Origin of the sequence: Pseudomonas sp. NPDC089392 (assembly GCF_044749595.1) — a bacterium.
Lineage (GTDB): Bacteria > Pseudomonadota > Gammaproteobacteria > Pseudomonadales > Pseudomonadaceae > Aquipseudomonas.
On record NZ_JBIVIF010000024.1, the window covers coordinates 79,134 to 95,059 of the forward strand.

Sequence of the window (15,926 nt, forward strand, 5' to 3'; positions counted from 1 at the left end):
TCGAGGGCAGCCATGCATACTCAACAATCCAACCGTCAGGGGCTGGAACGCTGGACCACGGCCATGCAGCAGGTCTGCGGCCGCTTCGAGACGGAGCTTGCGTCCAATCACTCGCTGTTCATCGGTGAGATCTCCACCTTTTCCCGCGCGGGCTTGCCGCTGGCCAACCTGCGCACCAACGCCGGCAACATCCGCCGGCTGGGTGAAAACCCCTGCCTCGATGACGATCAGCATTGCTTCCTGGTCAGCCAGCGTACGGGGCATTCGACCGTAGCCCAGGGCGGCATGCAGGTGAGCCTGGCGCCGGGTGAGTTGCTGTTGATGGATTCGGTCGGGCGTTGCGAGATCACCCCTAGCGGGTTGATCGAGCATGTCTCGCTGGCCCTGTCGCGCGAGCAGGTGCGCAAGTACGTGCAGGGCAGTGGCCCGATGTTTGGCAAGATCTCCTCCAGCAACGCCTGCGGGCGCATGCTCCATGTGCTGATGGACCAGCTGTGCAAGGACGGTAACGTCAGCGGTGATGGCGCCCAGGGCGACGCGCTGCAGACTGCCTTTATCGCGCTGCTGGAGCCGGGTTTCGAGCGAAATGGTGAGGTGCCAGGCAACCTTGGGGCGTTGGGCGGTGCCAACCTGCGTGGCTATGTGCAGCAGGTGATTGACGAGTCGCTGTCACAGCCTGGGCTTACCCCGGCCAACCTGGCTGGGCGCCTGAACATTTCGGTGCGCCACCTGTACCGATTGTTCGAGGAGCAGGGCGATAGCGTTTGCCGTTACATTCAGCGGGCGCGGTTGAAGCGCAGCGCGGATGACCTGGCCAACCCGTTCTTCAGGGGCGAGTCGATCACCTCGATTGCCTACAAGTGGGGGTTTACCGATTCGGCGCATTTCAGCCGTTCGTTCAAGAAGCAGTTCGAGCGTTCGCCGAAGGATTATCGGGCACAGGCGATGGCTTGAGGGAAAAGCGCGTCCTTGTAGGAGGTCGCCCAGCCCTTTGGGCTGCGCTGCCGCACAGAGAACTGAGTTCGCAAGCAGTCCGCATACCCTGTGGAAGCGGCTTTAGCCGCGAATAATCCAGCGCGGTGCATGGCACCGGCTGCGCCGGTGTTCGCGGCTGAAGCCGCTCCTACAAGGACCGCGCAGGGCTTGGATTCAGCGGCGGCCGTTGAAGTAGCCCGACAGCTGGTGCACGGTCTTGCCGGCGGTGAGCAGCAGCGGGCGGAAGTGGTCCTTGCCGAAGATGCGCGCATGCTTGACCGAACTGACCAGGTCATAGCGCCTGGAGCCTTCGAGCATGCCCTCGGCGAGGATCTTGCAAATGATGTGGCTGGGCGTGACGCCAAAGCCGGAGTAACCCTGCACGTAGAAGGCGTTGGGCCGCTTGCCTAGCGTGCCGAGCTGCGGGAACAGGTTGGCGCTGGTGGCCATCGGGCCGCCCCAGGCCAGGTCGATGCGCACGTCCTTCAGGTAGGGGAAGATCTTCAGCATCAGGGCGCGGTTCCAGGCCTTGAGGTCCAGCGGGATGTGCTCGACGAAGGGCGTGGCGGCGCCGAACAGCAGGCGGTTCTCACGGGTGACGCGGTAGTAGTCGATTACCGGGCGAATGTCGCTGTAGGCGCCACGGATCGGGCTTATCCGCTCGATCAACTGGTCCGAAAGCGGCTCGGTCATCATCTGGAAGGCGTAGGTATTGATGGTGCGCGCGTGCAGCTCTGGCTCCAGCTTGTTGAGGAAGCTGTCGCAGGCCCACAGCAGTTTGCTGGCGCGCACCGAACCACGGCCGGTGCGCACCTTGATGCGCTCGCCGTAGGTTACCTCCAGTGCCGGGCTGTGTTCGAAGATGCGTGCGCCATGGCCGACCAGCGCTTGTGCTTCACCAAGTAGCAGGTTCAGCGAGTGCACGTGACCACCGCCCATGTGCAGCAGGGCGCTGCTGTAGGCATTGCTGCCGATGATCTGGCGCACTTCGCTGCCGCCAAGAAATCGAATCTCGTCGCGGGTGTTGATCGCCTTGAACGCCTTCTCCCACTGGCGCAGGGTCTGTGCCTGGCGGCTGTTGAAGCCCATGTAGCCGTAGCCGTGGCAGAAGTCGGCGTCGATGGCATAGCGGGCGATGCGTTGCCTGATGATGCCGGCGCCCAGCTCGCTGATCTCGAAAATGTCCCTCACGCCCTGGTCGCCGACGCTGCTGCGAATCTTCTCCAGGTCGTGACCGATGCCTGCCATGATTTGACCGCCGTTGCGCCCGGTGCCGCCATAACCCAGGTAGCGGGCTTCCAGCACGACGATGTTGGTCACACCCTGTTCCGCCAGCTCAAGCGCAGTATTGATACCAGAGAAGCCGCCGCCGATAACCACCACATCGGCCTCGATGTCGCTTTCCAGGGTAGGGAAGCTCAGGTTGTACTTCCTGGTCGCCGAGTAATAGGTGGGGCTCTCGAGGGTGATCATGACGCCGCCTGCGGAAATGGGTAGAAATCATTCTATTAATGTATTAATGATTATGCACTGGCATACTCGCCGGTTTGCAATTTTCAGCCCACCCGAGCCCGCATGAGCACACCAAGACCCTCCCTGACCCTGACCCTGCTGCAGGCACGCGAAGCCACCATGGCGTTTTTCCGCCCAGCCTTGAATGCCCATGACCTGACCGAGCAGCAATGGCGGGTAATCCGCATCCTGCGCCAACAGGGCGAACTGGAAAGCCATCAACTGGCCGAGCTGGCCTGCATTCTCAAACCAAGCATGAGCGGGGTGCTCAAGCGCCTGGAGCGCGATGGCATTGTGGCGCGGCGAAAGTCGCCGGAAGACCAGCGCCGGGTGTTCATCAGCCTGACCGAAGCAGGGCAGCAGGCGTTCATTGCCATGAGTGAGGAAATGGCGCGCAACTACGAGAAGATCCTCGCCCAGTTCGGCGAGGACAAGCTGCAGCAACTGATGCAGTTGCTGGATGAAATGAAAAAGATCAAACCCTGACGCGCAAGGCGTCAGCGTTGCAGTGACAGCGAGTCGTCGAGCAGTTTCAGCAAGGCTGTTGCGCGCCGTGCATAGGCGGCCGGGGTGGCGTACATCAGCTCTACATGCAGGCTGTCGATGATGCCCAGGTAGGCATCGGCGTACACCGCCAACTGCTCATCGGCCCAACTGTGGCGAAGCTGCAGGGCCTGGCAGAAACCCTCACGCACGCCGTCCAGGTACTTTTCAAAGCCCGAGGTCACAATTGGCTTGATCTCGGCTGGCGGCAGAAACGCCGTGCGCAGCACGAAGCGCAGTTCGGCCGAGGCGCTGTAACGTTCGGCAAGGTGCAGTGCCAGCCAGTGCCCGGGCGCCAGGCCATTGCCGCTTTCTTCAGCGAAACCCTGTTCGACGAACGCGGTTTCCTGCGCCAGTGCGCGCTGGTACACCTCCACGAACAGGGCATCCTTGCTGGCGAAATGCGCATACAGCGAGGCCTTGCGCATGCCGGCCAGCTGGGCGATTTCGTTCAGCGAAGAGGCGTCGTAGCCGTACTCGGCGAAGTGGCCGACGGCGGCTTCGCACACGCGCAGCGCAGAGGGGGAAAGGTCTTTCAACAGCATCGCTCCGTCAGGGGCGCGGTGGGCCGCGCGCGTCTTGAGGGTGGGATTGTGGTGATCGAAAATGCACGGGTCAATGCTTGTTGCAGGGCAATTTCCGCGTGCCATGGAAAGTGCAATGTTCCCCTCGTAACGTGCATTTCGCCGCTAAAACAGCGATCACATACTGGACGCGTCTTCGAATTCAATAACAATGAGACCGTTCATGAACAAGCCAAATCCCCTGCTGGAAGACCTCAAGTCGATCTTGCCAACCATCGCTGCCAATGCCATGCAGGCCGAGCAGGACCGCAGTGTGCCGGCAGAGAACATTGCCTTGCTGAAAAGCATCGGCATGCACCGCGCTTTCCTGCCTAAACACTACGGCGGCATGGAAATCAGCCTGCCGGAATTTGCCCAATGCATCGCCGTGCTGGCAGGCGCTTGCGCCAGCACCGCCTGGGCCATGAGCCTGCTGTGCACCCACAGCCACCAGATGGCGATGTTCCCGCCCAAGCTGCAGCAAGAGGTGTGGGGCAGCGACCCGGACGCCACCGCCAGCAGCAGCATCGCGCCGTTTGGCCGTACCGAAGAGGTCGAGGGCGGTGTGTCGTTCAGCGGTGAAATGGGCTGGAGCTCTGGTTGCGACCATGCCGAGTGGGCGATTGTCGGTTTCCGCCGCAAGAATGCCGAAGGCACCCAGGATTACTGCTTTGCCATCCTGCCGCGCAGCGACTATGAAATCCGCGATGACTGGTATGCCGTGGGCATGCGCGGCAGTGGCAGCAAGACCCTGATCGTGCGTGACGCCTTTGTGCCCGAGCACCGTATCCAGAAGGCCAAGGACATGATGGAGGGCAAGTCGGCGGGCTTTGGTTTGTACCCGGACAGCAAGATCTTCTTCGCCCCATACCGCCCGTACTTCGCCAGCGGCTTTTCCACCGTCAGCCTCGGCGTTGCCGAACGCATGCTGGAGGTATTCCGCGAGAAAACCCGCAACCGCGTGCGCGCCTACACCGGTGCTGCCGTGGGCGCCGCTACCCCGGCGCTGATGCGCCTGGCCGAGTCGACCCACCAGGTGGCGGCCGCCCGGGCGCTGCTGGAAAAAAGCTGGGACGAAATTGCCGAGCACAGCGCCCGCCATGAATACCCGTCGCGCGGCACGCTGGCGTTCTGGCGCACCAACCAGGGCTATGCGGTGAAGCTGTGCATCCAGGCCGTGGACCGCCTGATGGAGGCGGCCGGCGGCGGCGCCTGGTTCGAGAGCAACGAACTGCAGCGGTTGTTCCGCGATTCGCACATGACCGGCGCCCATGCCTACACCGACTACGACGTTTGCGCACAAATTCTGGGTCGTGAGCTGATGGGCCTGGAGCCTGACCCGGCCATGGTCTGAGCCCGCGTCTGGCTGAACCTTCCCCTACAAGCACAACAACAAACAAGGCGGGCCGGTTGGCCTGCCCGGGAGTCTTGCATGTCCAATGAAACCTTCGATTCGCGCGCCTTCCGCCGCGCCCTGGGCAACTTCGCCACTGGCGTGACCGTGGTCACCGCAGCCGGCCCCAGTGGCCGCAAGGTCGGCGTCACTGCCAACAGCTTCAATTCGGTATCGCTGGACCCGGCGCTGATCCTGTGGAGCATCGACAAGCGCTCGACCAGCCACGAAGTATTCGAAGAGGCGTCGCACTTTGCCGTGAATATCCTGGCCGCCGACCAGATCGACTTGTCCAACAATTTCGCCCGGCCCAAGGACGACCGTTTTGCCGGGATCGAATACCAGGCAGGTGCCGGCGGTGCACCACTGCTTGCCGACTGCGCGGCACGCTTCGAGTGTGAAAAGTACCAGCAGCTGGACGGTGGTGATCACTGGATCCTGGTGGGCAAGGTGGTGGCATTCGATGATCTCGGTCGTTCGCCGTTGCTGTACCACCAGGGTGCGTATTCCATGGTGCTGCCGCACACCCGCATGACCCAGCGTGCCGAAGGGCAGGCACCGAGCAGCCACTTCCAGGGCCGCCTGCAGCACAATTTGTACTACCTGATGACCCAGGCGTTGCGCGCCTACCAGGCCGACTACCAGCCACGCCAGCTGTGCACCGGCTTGCGTACCAGCGAAGCACGTATGCTGATGGTGTTGGAGAACGATGCCGGGCTGAGCCTGAACGACCTGCAGCGCGAAGTGGCGATGCCGGCGCGGGAGATTGAAGAGGCGGTGGCCAACCTCAAGCGCAAGGGGCTGATTGCCGATGACGAGGGCAGGGTGCGGTTGTCGGTGAAGGGTGTGGATGAGACCGAGGCGTTGTGGACCATTGCCAGGGAGCAACAGGACAAGGTGTTTGGGCAGTTCAGTGAAGAGCAGCTGGATAGCTTCAAGACTGTGCTGAAGGCGCTGATCAACATTTGAATACCGCGGTGGCTGGCACCGGCTTTGCCGGTGTTCGCGGCTAAAGCCGCTCCTACAGGGATTGCGTTGTAGCTGAAAATAGGTTCTTCACGGGAAACTGGGGAAGAGTGGCTGCGATTTGCCCGTCGGGGAGGTGGTGAGGGCTTCCAGGTGCATGGCTTGGGATTTAGGTTGATGCACAGATCGAGCGCCGCCCGCGCGGCGCTTCGCGGCACAAGGCCGCTCCCACATCTGTTTCGGGCAAGTTATTCCTGTGCCAGGTGGGTGGCAGCCTTGTATTCAGTCCCTACAGATATCAAATGGAACGAACAAGGCGGACAGCGGTGACTTCACAGAAGTGACTGGCCCGAAACAGACAGTGGGAGCGGCCTTGTGCCGCGAAGCGCCGCGCGGGCGGCGCTCGATCTCAAAGGCGCTGAAAATGTTGTGACAAGCACCTGGCAGCCGAGATGCTTCATCAGTGCAGGCATAAAAAAGCGCAGTACCTGTAGGAGCGGCTTTAGCCGCGAACACCGGCGTAAGCCGGTGCCATCCACGCAGGTCCCTCAGTACACACCACCCCCGACATTGCCAACCACCGGGGTATCCTTGAACTTGCCTGCCAGCTCGCGCAGCCCACGCATCAGCACCGTGGTATCCACCCCCACCGCCACAAACGCCGCACCCAGCTCAATGTAGCGCCGCGCCAGCTTCTCGTCCGCACTGAGAATGCCGGCAGCCTTGCTTGCCTTGCCAATCCGCACGATCGCCTCTTCGATCGCCGCCTGCACCTCGGGGTGCCCAGGGTTACCCCGGTGGCCCATCGCAGCACTCAAGTCAGCGGGCCCGATGAACACCCCATCCACACCGTCCACCGCAACGATCTCGTCCAGATTGGCCAGGCCTTGCTTGTTCTCGATCTGCACCAGCAAGCACATCTGCTCGTCAGCATGGTCCAGGTAGCCGGCAATGCTGTTCCAGCGCGAAGCCCGCGCCAAAGCGCTGCCCACGCCACGAATCCCCTTGGGTGGGTAATGCATGGCGCTGACCAGCTGACGCGCCTGCTCGGCACTTTCTACCATCGGCACCAGCAAGGTCTGCACGCCGATATCCAGCACCTGCTTGATCAGCGCGGTATCGCCGATCACCGGGCGGATCACCGCCTGGCTTGGGTAGGCCGCCACCGCCTGCAACTGCGCGAGCATGCCGCGCAAGTCGTTGGGTGCATGTTCGCCGTCGATCAGCAGCCAGTCGAAGCCGGCATTGGCAGCAAGCTCGGCGCAATAGGCGTCGGCCAGGCCGAGCCACAGGCCGATCTGCGGCTCGCCACTGCGCAGGCGTTGCTTGAAGTGGTTGATGGGCATGTCCATGGTCAGGTCCTCAAACGAAGCGGCAGGCAATCGAGCCGAGCATGTCGTAGTCGACGTGGAAGGTGTCGCCCGGGCGCGCAGCCACCGGGCGGGTGAACGAGCCACCGAGGATGATCTGCCCTGGCTGCAGGGTGACGTCGTACGGCGCCAGTTTGTTGGCCAGCCAGGCGACGCCCTTGGCCGGGTGGTTGAGCACGGCCGCGCTGACGCCAGACTCCTCGATCACACCATTGCGATAGAGCACTGCCGGCACCTTGCGCAGGTCGATCTCGGTAGGGCGCACGGCGCGGCCGCCCATGACAACGCCGGCATTGGCGGCGTTGTCGGAAATGGTGTCGAACACCTTGCGCGTAGCCTGGGTTTGCGGGTCGACCTGCTGAATGCGCGCGTCGATGATTTCCAGTGCGGGGATGACCCACTCAGTGGCGTCCAGCACGTCGAACACGGTGACGTTGGGGCCTTTTAGCGGTTTGCCGAGGATGAATGCCAGCTCCACCTCGACGCGCGGCACGATGAAGCGCTCGAAGGGGATGTCGCTGCCTTCATCGAACAGCATGTCATCCAGCAGGGCGCCGTAGTCGGGCTCGGTGATGTTCGACGACACCTGCATGGCACGCGAAGTCAGGCCGATCTTGTGGCCCACCAGCTTGCGCCCGGCAGCGATCTTTCTCGCTACCCAGGCGCGCTGGATGGCATAGGCGTCTTCGATGGTGATGGCAGGTTGGTCCAGCGAGAACTGGCGTATCTGCTCGCGGGAGCGTTCGGCCTGGTCGAGGCGTTCGGCGGCTTGCTGGATGAAAGCGTTGTCTAGCATGGTGAAAGTCTCTTGATTCAGGGATTGACGATGGCAGCCCGGGTGCGCAGCACCAGCAGGCCGCCCAGGGCGATGAACACGGCGAGTACGTACAGGGCCAGGCTGGCGCTGTGGGTGGTGTCGCGTACCCAGCCGATGAAGTAGGGCGTGAAGAACGAGGCGATGCTGCCCAGTGAGCTGATCAGGGCGATGCCAGCGGCCTGGGTGCGGGCGTTGAGGAACGCCGGTGGCAACTGCCAGAACATCGGCAGCGCAGCGCTGGCACCCATGCCGGCCAATACCAGGCCAGCCAGTACCGGCAGCGCTTGCTCGGGGGCAATGGCGGCAATGGCGATGCCAGCAGCGGCCATCAGCAACGGCACGCACAGGTGCCAGCGGCGTTCGCGCAAGCGGTCGCTGGAGCGGCCGCAGGCCAGCATGAACACACAGCCGGCCAGGTATGGCACAGCGCTGAGCAGGCCCACGCTGGCATCGCTGGCGACCCCGGCGCCGTGAATCAGGCTGGGCATCCAGAAGGCCAAGGTGTTGACCGCCAGCATCACCGCGCAATACACCGCCACCAGCAGCCACAGCGCACGGCTGGCGAAGATGGCGCCGAACGAGGTAACCGGCTTGCGCTGTTCCTCTTCGCCGAACTGGGCGCGCAGCGAGGCTTTTTGCTGATCGCTTAGCCAGCGCACCTTCTCGAAATGTTCCGGCAGCACCGCCAGCACCACCAGGCCCAGCAGCACCACCGGCGCGCCTTCGAGCAGGAACATCCACTGCCAGCCGCGCAGCCCGCCAGTGTCGTGCATGAAGGCCAGGATCGCCCCCGACAGCGGCCCGCCGACCACCCCGGCCAACGGCACGGCAATGGCGAACAGTGCGGTTACCTGAGCGCGGCGCCCGGCCGGGTACCAGCGGTTGAGGTACACCAGGATGCCCGGGAAGAACCCGGCTTCGGCCGCGCCCAGGGCAAAGCGCAGCAGGTAGAACGCGCTGCTGCTTTCGATCAGCAGCATGCCGGTCGACAACAGCCCCCACACCACCATCAGGCAGGCGATCCAGCGGCGCGGGCCGACCCGGTCGAGCATCAGGTTGCTGGGTACGCCGAACAACGCATAGGCGATGAAGAACAGCCCGGCACCCAGGCCATAGACCGTGTCGGACAGGTGCAGGTCCTGGCTCATCTGCATCTTGGCGAAGCCGATGTTGATACGGTCCAGATGGGCGAACAGGTAGCACACCAGCAACAGCGGCATCAGCCGCCAGGTGACTGCCCGGTGGGTACTGTCGGCCCGGTCAATGCGGGCCGCGCGCGGTGAGGCTTGTTCGAGTGTGCTCATGTTCTTGTACTTGTTTTGTAATGAGTCGGGAAGTGCCAGGCGCTAGCGGTTGAACAGCGGGTGCAAGGTGCTGTGCTTGGCGTCGTAGACCTGGGCGGTGCTGTGGTCGATCTGCACGGTGATGCCGATCGGGCGCTGTTGCAGCAGCGGGTCGAGGCGGGCTTTGAGCACCGCCAGCAGGCTGTCGCCGACCGCCTTGTGCACCTCGGCGCTGCGGCCGGTGGCCATGCGCAGGTTGGCGTACAGGAAGCCATATTCGCCCTTGCCGTCGGCCACTGCGCAGTGCGCGGCGGGGTAGGCCAGCACGCGGGTGCCGCCGGTGGGGAATACGGCTTTGCCGTCGCCGTCGCGCTGTTCCAGCATGGTGTCGGCCAGGGCGCGGCACAGGCCGGGGATGTCGGCGTCTTGTTCAAGGTCGGGGGTGTAGAGCAGAACCAGGTGCGGCATGCGGGGCCTCCTAGGTGAGGAAGGGCTGGCCACCCGCTTGGGCGGCCAGCAGCGAAACGAGGGTCACAGGCGGCTGGTGGACACCACCGCAGCCGGGTTGGCGGCCTGGGCTGCCGGGATGGCGCTGCCGTCTTGCGGGGTGACCGGGAAGATCGCGTTGATCTGGCCCGTGCCGGAAGAGCCGAAGTAGGGCGTGACCACCTCGGCCTTGCCGTCGTAGTCGGACCAGCCCAGCGCACCGAGCAGCATCGCCGTGTCGTGCATGAAGCCTTCGCCGTGGCCCTTGGCGGCGTACTCCGGGAGCATGCCGCAGAAGGCCTCCCACTCGCCGTCCTGCCACATTTGCACCACGCGGTGATCGAGGGTTTCCAGGAACGGGCTCCACACCTTGGTGGCGAAGTCTGGTGCCTGGCCATTCTGCGCAAAACGGTGCGACAGCGAGCCGCTGGCCAAGAACGCCACGGTGCCGTCGTAGTGGTCTTCCACCGCCTTGCGCATGGCCCAGCCCAGGCGGGCGCTGTCGGCCAGGTAGTGAGAGGTGCACAGCGCCGACACCGAGACCACCTTGAAGTGCTGGTCCTGGTTCATGTAGCGCATCGGCACCAGGGTGCCGTATTCCGGGGCAAGGGTGGTGGCGTGGTGGGCCATGGTCTCGACGTTGAAGCGGTTGCACTCTGCGGCCAGCAACTGGCCCAGCTCGGGGTTGCCGGGGAACGCGTAGGGCATGTTGCTGATGAAGTGCGGCAGTTCGTTGCTGGTGTACACGCCTTCGAAGTGCGGCCCGCACAGCACGTGGTAGTTGGCATTGACCAGCCAGTGGGTGTCGAACACGACGATGGTGTCCACGCCCAGCTCACGGCAGCGGCGGCTGATCTCGTGATGGCCGTCGATGGCCGCTTGGCGAAAGCCCTGGCGCGGCCCCGGCAGTTCGGACATGTACATGGACGGTACATGGGTAATCTTGGCAGTGAGAGCGAGTTTGCCCATGGGGGTCTCCGATAAGACGCTGTTGTTGTTTTCGGGGCTGACGCGGTCCCCTGTAGGAGCGGCCTTGTGTCGCGATGGGCCGCAAAGCGGCCCCAGGATTTCAGCTTCGCAGCAGATATTGCCGGGGGCCGCTGTGCGGCCCATCGCGACACAAGGCCGCTCCTACAGGGGCCGCGTCAACCGTAGCCGGGTTAGGTCACACGCCCCAACGCGGAATGTGGTGGCTACCCATGGAAATACACACGTTCTTGATTTCAGCAAAGACCTCGAAGCTGTATTGCCCACCCTCGCGCCCGGTACCGGAGCCTTTCACACCGCCGAATGGCTGGCGCAGGTCGCGCACGTTCTGGCTGTTGATGAACACCATGCCGGCCTCGATGCCACGCGCCAGGCGGTGGGCCTTGCCGATGTCCTGGGTCCAGATGTACGAGGCCAGGCCGTACTCGGTGTCGTTTGCCAGTTGCAGCGCTTCTGCCTCGTCTTTGAACGGGATCAGGCACACCACCGGGCCGAAGATTTCTTCCTGGGCGATGCGCATCTTGTTGTTCACATCGGCGAACACGGTGGGCTGGATGAACTGCCCTTTGGCCAGGTGCGCCGGCAGGTTGGCCGGGCGCTCCAGGCCGCCCGCGACCAGGCGTGCGCCTTCTTCGATGCCGATACGGATGTAGCCGGTGACCTTGTCGTAATGCTGCTGGGTGATCATCGAGCCGACCTGGGTTTTCGGGTCGGTCGGGTCACCGACGATCAGGCGCTTGGCGCGTGCAGCGAACTCGGCAACGAATTGCGGGTACACGCTTTCCTGGATGAAGATGCGGCTGCCGGCGGTGCAGCGCTCGCCGTTCAGCGAGAAGATGGTGAACAGCGCGGCGTCCAGCGCGCGTTCCAGGTCGGCGTCTTCGAAGATCAGCACCGGCGACTTGCCGCCCAGTTCCATCGAGTACTTTTTCAGGCCGGCAGTCTGCATGATCTTGCGCCCGGTTGCGGTGCCGCCGGTGAACGAGATGGCGCGTACATCCGGGTGGCGCACCAACGCGTCACCGGCAGTGGCGCCGTACCCCTGGATCACGTTCAGCACGCCGTTGGGGATGCCGGCTTCGACGGCCAGGCGGCCCAGTTCGTTAGCGGTCAGCGGCGACAGTTCGCTCATCTTCAATACTGCGGTGTTGCCCAGCGCCAGGCACGGCGCGGTTTTCCAGGTGGCGGTCATGAACGGCACGTTCCACGGGCTGACCAGGCCGCATACACCCACTGGCTGGTACAGGGTGTAGTTGAGCATCTGGTCGTCGACCGGGTAGGTGTGGCCGTCCATGCGGGTGCACACTTCGGCGAAGAAGTCGAAGTTGTGCGAGGCACGCGGGATCAGCACGTTCCTGGTCTGGTGGATCGGCAGGCCGGTGTCCAGGGTTTCCAGCTCGGCCAGCTTCGGCACGTTCTGGTCGATCAGCTCACCCAGCTTGCGCATCAGCCGTGCACGTTCCTTGGCCGGGGTATTGGCCCATTTCGGGAAGGCTTCTTTCGCCGCCGCCACGGCCTGGGCCACTTCTTCGGCACCGCCACTGGCGACTTCGCAGATGGCATCGCCGGTGGCCGGGTTGTAGTTGACGAAGGTGTCTTTGCTCTCGACCTCACGGCCGTTGATCCAGTGCTTGATCATGCTGCTCACGCCTTGTTGTTCTTGAAGAAGTCAGCTTCGCTGACGATACGGTTGACCAGGCGACCGACGCCTTCCACTTCCACCACCACTTCATCGCCCGGCACCACATCGGCCAGGCCTTCCGGCGTGCCGGTGGCGATCATGTCGCCCGGTTGCAGGGTCATGAAGCTGGAGAAGTATTCGATCAGGTGCGGGATGTCGAAGATCATGTCCGCGGTGGTGCCCTCCTGCTTCAGTTCACCGTTGATCCAGGTGCGCAGCTTGAGGTTGCTGACGTCTGGCACATCGGCGGCATCGACGATCCATGGGCCGACCGGGGTGGTGGCGTCGCGGTTTTTCACCCGCAGGTTGGGGCGGTAGTAGTTTTCCAGGTAGTCGCGGATGGCGTAGTCGTTGCACACGGTGTAGCCGGCAACGTAGGCCAGGGCGTCCTCGCGCTTGACGTTCTTCGCCGCTTTGCCAATGACCGCGACCAGCTCGCACTCGTAGTGCATGTAGTCGACCTTGTCCGGGCGCCAGGTGACCTGGTTGTGGCCGGTGTAGGTGCCCGGCGATTTGATGAAGGCCAGCGGTTCGGTGGGCGGCGCGAAGGCCAGCTCCTTGGCGTGGTCGGCGTAGTTCAGGCCCAGGGCGAACATGCTGCCGGTGGCGGGTGGCAGCCAGGTGACCTGATCTTCGTGGACCAGGCGGCCATCGGCCAGGCGCAGGTTGTCGTCTTCGACGGTGACGTCATGGACCTGGCCGTCGAACTGGATACGGGCGTGTTTCACAGGTAATTCCTCACTCGGCGACGATGTGGTTGGTCAGTTTGCCCAGGCCGTCGATTTCGATATCGACACGGTCGCCTGGCTGTACATCGACGCGGCCCTCGGGGGTGCCGGTGATCAGGATGTCGCCGGCGTGCAGGGTCATGAACTCGCTGATCTCGGCAATCAGCTGGGCCACCGAGCGCACGCAATTGGCGGTGTTGTTGTGCTGGCGCAGTTCGCCGTTCACATACAGGCGCAGGCCCAGGGCATCGGGGTTGGTCACCTGGCTAGCCGGTACCAGCGCAGGGCCCACCGGGCAGAAGCCGTCACGGCACTTGGCCTTGACCGCCGGGCGGTAGTAGCTGTCTTCGGGCAGGCTGACTTCGTTGACGATGGTGTAGCCCGCTACATGTTCCAGGGCATTGGCCACGCTGACGCGGCTGGCGTCCTTGCCAATCACCACACCCAGCGCCGGGCCAGGTTGCAGGCGCTGCACGCCGGCCGGGAATACCACTTGGCCTTCATGCTGGTTACGGGTGTTCGGGGTTTTGACGAACAGCACCGGCTTGACCGGCAGTTGCTTGTACGGTGCTTCGACGAACGCCGCTTGGTGCTGCTGCAGCAAACCCTGGTAGTTCAGCGCGACGCCGAACAGGGTGCCGCTGGCAACGTCATGCAGGGCATGGCTCATGCTCTTCTCCTGGCAGTGCAGGGCGGTGGCCGTCCTGCGGATTTTGTTAATGTGTTAATGTTATAGTTAATATGTTAACGATGGTCAAGGGGTGGCCAGTGGCGCCCGCCGCCAAGGCGGTGCACCATGGGCCATCGTCAACAGGGTCAAGCGATTTGCGAGCAAGCAGCCATGAGTGACCGGCATCCGATTCCGAACATCAACATCGGCCAGGTCTACGACCAGCGCTACAGCGACAGCGAGGTGCATTACGACCGGCTGGGCAACCTGGCAGGTTTCTTCGGGCGCAACATGCCCGTGCACCGGCATGACCGGTTCTTTCAGGTGCATTACGTGAAGTCGGGCACGGTGCGGGTGTATCTGGACGACCAGCAATTCATCGAGTCTGGGCCGATGTTCTTCCTCACACCGCCGACCGTGGCCCACGCCTTCGTCACCGAGGCGGACAGCGACGGGCATGTGCTGACCGTGCGCCAGCAACTGGTCTGGCAACTGATCGAGGCCGATGCCAGCCTGCTGCCGGCGGGCATGCAGGTGCAGCCGGCCTGTGTGGCGCTGGGCAACCTGCCGGCCGCGTACAAGGCCGAGGCGCAGCGCCTGCAGGGCTGGCTGGAAGCGCTGAGCGACGAATTTTCCACACAGCAGCCGGGGCGCGAGGCGGCGCTGCAGTCGCTGACCCGGTTGATCATGATCAGCCTGCTGCGGCTGTGCCCGCATTCGCTGCAATCGACCCCGGCGCGGCATGAAGACCTGAAGATCTTCCACCGTTTCAATGCACTGATCGAAGCGCACTACCTTGAGCACTGGCCGCTGGCCCGCTACGCCCAACAAATCGGCGTGACCGAGGCGCGGCTCAACGATGTGTGCCGGCGCATCGCCGACTTGCCGTCCAAGCGCCTGGTGCTGGAACGGCTGATGCAGGAGGCCAAGCGTTTGCTGTTGTTTTCCGGCAGCACGGCCAACGAAATCTGCTACCAGCTCGGCTTCAAGGACCCGGCTTATTTCAGCCGCTTCTTCAACCGCTACGCCAAGCTCACACCCGGGGAGTACCGCCAGCGGCAGGCGGAGTTGCAGTGAAATGGCCATGGCGGCGCACCCGGTAAGTGTTGTTGTTTGTACCGGATGGTCGCAGCTCGGGCGCGCGGCCTGAATGGGTTTTCCGTGGAACAGATTGCACTTTCCATCGCGCATGCCCTTAAATTCGTGAACTGAGATAATCGACAGGCTTGACCATGACCAAGACGCAACCTTCGCTCACGCTAAGCCTTTTGCAGGCCCGAGAGGCCGCGATGGCATTTTTCAGGCCGCTGTTGAACGAGCATGACCTGACCGAGCAGCAATGGCGGGTGATCCGCATCCTCAAGCAGCATGGTGAGCTGGAGAATTACCAGTTGGCGGAGCTGGCCTGCATCCTCAAGCCGAGCATGACCGGGGTGTTGGGGCGGCTGGAGCGTGACGGCCTGGTGCGGCGGCAGAAGGCCGCGCAGGACCAGCGGCGGGTGTTTGTGACGCTGACCGAAGGTGGCGAGGCGTGCTTTGCCTCGATGAAGGAGGGGATGGAGGCCAACTACCAGAAGATCCAGGCGCAGTTCGGGGAAGAGAAACTGCAGCAGTTGATGGGGTTGTTGAATGACCTGAAGCGTATCGAGCCCTGATCCCCAATCGCGACGCAAGACCGCTCCTACCTCGACTGCATGGGCTTCAAGCCATGTGCAATACCTGTGGGAGCCTGGCTTGCCGGCGAACACCGGCGCAGCCGATGCCATGCACCGCGTTGGATTCTTCGCGGCTAAAGCCGCTCCCACAGGGACCGCGCAGGCCTTGAACCTTGCGCTGTACCTGTGGGAGCGGGCTTGCCCTAATGCCAGTCAGTTAAGAAATTGACTTGCTCGCCAAGCCACAATAGAAACGAGCTCTGTTTTTACGAGCTCGGTTCATGTCCCTTCAAAACG

The 15,926-nt window shown here is 63.2% G+C and carries 16 protein-coding genes; 6 read left to right on the forward strand and 10 right to left on the reverse strand.

Annotation, left to right across the window (positions count from 1 at the left end):
- Positions 1-12: 12 nt before the first annotated feature.
- Complete coding sequence (gene feaR / locus ACIP1G_RS19910; RefSeq protein WP_400740223.1) at positions 13-954, forward strand: transcriptional regulator FeaR; 942 nt, start codon at positions 13-15, stop codon at positions 952-954.
- 195 nt (positions 955-1,149) lie between these two features.
- Here the strand turns inward: feaR and ACIP1G_RS19915 are convergent, their stop codons facing one another.
- Positions 1,150-2,448, reverse strand: a complete 1,299-nt coding sequence (locus ACIP1G_RS19915) for an NAD(P)/FAD-dependent oxidoreductase (RefSeq protein WP_400740226.1) — start codon at positions 2,446-2,448, stop codon at positions 1,150-1,152.
- 102 nt (positions 2,449-2,550) lie between these two features.
- Here ACIP1G_RS19915 and hpaR (ACIP1G_RS19920) point away from each other — a divergent pair, with 102 nt between their 5' ends.
- Positions 2,551-2,973, forward strand: coding sequence for a homoprotocatechuate degradation operon regulator HpaR (hpaR, locus tag ACIP1G_RS19920; RefSeq protein ID WP_400740229.1), 423 nt, complete (start codon positions 2,551-2,553; stop codon positions 2,971-2,973).
- A gap of 11 nt (positions 2,974-2,984) precedes the next feature.
- Here the strand turns inward: hpaR (ACIP1G_RS19920) and ACIP1G_RS19925 are convergent, their stop codons facing one another.
- Complete coding sequence (locus ACIP1G_RS19925; RefSeq protein WP_400740232.1) at positions 2,985-3,575, reverse strand: TetR/AcrR family transcriptional regulator; 591 nt, start codon at positions 3,573-3,575, stop codon at positions 2,985-2,987.
- 202 nt (positions 3,576-3,777) lie between these two features.
- Here ACIP1G_RS19925 and ACIP1G_RS19930 point away from each other — a divergent pair, with 202 nt between their 5' ends.
- Complete coding sequence (locus tag ACIP1G_RS19930; protein ID WP_400740234.1) at positions 3,778-4,947, forward strand: p-hydroxyphenylacetate 3-hydroxylase oxygenase component; 1,170 nt, start codon at positions 3,778-3,780, stop codon at positions 4,945-4,947.
- A 78-nt stretch (positions 4,948-5,025) separates the two neighbouring features.
- A complete protein-coding gene (locus ACIP1G_RS19935) occupies positions 5,026-5,955 on the forward strand; it encodes a p-hydroxyphenylacetate 3-hydroxylase reductase component (protein ID WP_400740236.1) in 930 nt (309 codons plus the stop codon).
- Between the two features lie 545 nt (positions 5,956-6,500).
- Here ACIP1G_RS19935 and hpaI read toward each other — a convergent pair.
- The 8 genes from hpaI to ACIP1G_RS19975 form a co-directional block, all read right to left on the reverse strand.
- Positions 6,501-7,304 (reverse strand): 4-hydroxy-2-oxoheptanedioate aldolase, encoded by an 804-nt coding sequence (gene hpaI / locus ACIP1G_RS19940; protein ID WP_400740239.1) that lies wholly within the window; start codon positions 7,302-7,304, stop codon positions 6,501-6,503.
- 10 nt (positions 7,305-7,314) lie between these two features.
- Positions 7,315-8,118 carry a 2-oxo-hept-4-ene-1,7-dioate hydratase gene (hpaH, locus tag ACIP1G_RS19945; protein ID WP_400740241.1) on the reverse strand — a complete coding sequence of 268 codons (804 nt, stop codon included), beginning with the start codon at positions 8,116-8,118 and terminating at the stop codon, positions 7,315-7,317.
- Positions 8,119-8,135: 17 nt separating this feature from the next.
- Positions 8,136-9,443 carry an MFS transporter gene (locus tag ACIP1G_RS19950; RefSeq protein ID WP_400740248.1) on the reverse strand — a complete coding sequence of 436 codons (1,308 nt, stop codon included), beginning with the start codon at positions 9,441-9,443 and terminating at the stop codon, positions 8,136-8,138.
- Between the two features lie 42 nt (positions 9,444-9,485).
- Positions 9,486-9,890: a 5-carboxymethyl-2-hydroxymuconate isomerase gene (locus ACIP1G_RS19955; protein WP_400740250.1), complete on the reverse strand. Its 405-nt coding sequence runs from the start codon at positions 9,888-9,890 to the stop codon at positions 9,486-9,488.
- A gap of 63 nt (positions 9,891-9,953) precedes the next feature.
- Positions 9,954-10,877, reverse strand: a complete 924-nt coding sequence (hpaD, locus tag ACIP1G_RS19960) for a 3,4-dihydroxyphenylacetate 2,3-dioxygenase (protein ID WP_346644035.1) — start codon at positions 10,875-10,877, stop codon at positions 9,954-9,956.
- A gap of 196 nt (positions 10,878-11,073) precedes the next feature.
- A complete protein-coding gene (gene hpaE, locus ACIP1G_RS19965; RefSeq protein WP_400740254.1) occupies positions 11,074-12,534 on the reverse strand; it encodes a 5-carboxymethyl-2-hydroxymuconate semialdehyde dehydrogenase in 1,461 nt (486 codons plus the stop codon).
- 5 nt (positions 12,535-12,539) lie between these two features.
- On the reverse strand, positions 12,540-13,304 hold the full coding sequence (locus ACIP1G_RS19970) for a fumarylacetoacetate hydrolase family protein (RefSeq protein WP_400740256.1): 765 nt from the start codon (positions 13,302-13,304) through the stop codon (positions 12,540-12,542).
- A 10-nt stretch (positions 13,305-13,314) separates the two neighbouring features.
- Positions 13,315-13,974, reverse strand: coding sequence for a fumarylacetoacetate hydrolase family protein (locus ACIP1G_RS19975; protein ID WP_400740259.1), 660 nt, complete (start codon positions 13,972-13,974; stop codon positions 13,315-13,317).
- A 171-nt stretch (positions 13,975-14,145) separates the two neighbouring features.
- On the opposite strand from ACIP1G_RS19975, the gene hpaA reads away from it, so the two are divergent.
- Both hpaA and hpaR (ACIP1G_RS19985) read left to right on the forward strand, forming a co-directional pair.
- Complete coding sequence (gene hpaA / locus ACIP1G_RS19980) at positions 14,146-15,051, forward strand: 4-hydroxyphenylacetate catabolism regulatory protein HpaA (protein ID WP_400740262.1); 906 nt, start codon at positions 14,146-14,148, stop codon at positions 15,049-15,051.
- Positions 15,052-15,206: 155 nt separating this feature from the next.
- Positions 15,207-15,629 (forward strand): homoprotocatechuate degradation operon regulator HpaR, encoded by a 423-nt coding sequence (gene hpaR, locus ACIP1G_RS19985; RefSeq protein WP_400740265.1) that lies wholly within the window; start codon positions 15,207-15,209, stop codon positions 15,627-15,629.
- Positions 15,630-15,926 lie beyond the last annotated feature (297 nt).

Coding starts and splice junctions, on each gene's coding strand:
- feaR (WP_400740223.1), top strand. CDS start 13: ATGCATACTCAACAATCCAACCGTCAGGGGCTGGAACGCTGGACCACG.
- ACIP1G_RS19915 (WP_400740226.1), bottom strand. CDS start 2,448: ATGATCACCCTCGAGAGCCCCACCTATTACTCGGCGACCAGGAAGTAC.
- hpaR (WP_400740229.1), top strand. CDS start 2,551: ATGAGCACACCAAGACCCTCCCTGACCCTGACCCTGCTGCAGGCACGC.
- ACIP1G_RS19925 (WP_400740232.1), bottom strand. CDS start 3,575: ATGCTGTTGAAAGACCTTTCCCCCTCTGCGCTGCGCGTGTGCGAAGCC.
- ACIP1G_RS19930 (WP_400740234.1), top strand. CDS start 3,778: ATGAACAAGCCAAATCCCCTGCTGGAAGACCTCAAGTCGATCTTGCCA.
- ACIP1G_RS19935 (WP_400740236.1), top strand. CDS start 5,026: ATGTCCAATGAAACCTTCGATTCGCGCGCCTTCCGCCGCGCCCTGGGC.
- hpaI (WP_400740239.1), bottom strand. CDS start 7,304: ATGGACATGCCCATCAACCACTTCAAGCAACGCCTGCGCAGTGGCGAG.
- hpaH (WP_400740241.1), bottom strand. CDS start 8,118: ATGCTAGACAACGCTTTCATCCAGCAAGCCGCCGAACGCCTCGACCAG.
- ACIP1G_RS19950 (WP_400740248.1), bottom strand. CDS start 9,443: ATGAGCACACTCGAACAAGCCTCACCGCGCGCGGCCCGCATTGACCGG.
- ACIP1G_RS19955 (WP_400740250.1), bottom strand. CDS start 9,890: ATGCCGCACCTGGTTCTGCTCTACACCCCCGACCTTGAACAAGACGCC.
- hpaD (WP_346644035.1), bottom strand. CDS start 10,877: ATGGGCAAACTCGCTCTCACTGCCAAGATTACCCATGTACCGTCCATG.
- hpaE (WP_400740254.1), bottom strand. CDS start 12,534: ATGATCAAGCACTGGATCAACGGCCGTGAGGTCGAGAGCAAAGACACC.
- ACIP1G_RS19975 (WP_400740259.1), bottom strand. CDS start 13,974: ATGAGCCATGCCCTGCATGACGTTGCCAGCGGCACCCTGTTCGGCGTC.
- hpaA (WP_400740262.1), top strand. CDS start 14,146: ATGAGTGACCGGCATCCGATTCCGAACATCAACATCGGCCAGGTCTAC.
- hpaR (WP_400740265.1), top strand. CDS start 15,207: ATGACCAAGACGCAACCTTCGCTCACGCTAAGCCTTTTGCAGGCCCGA.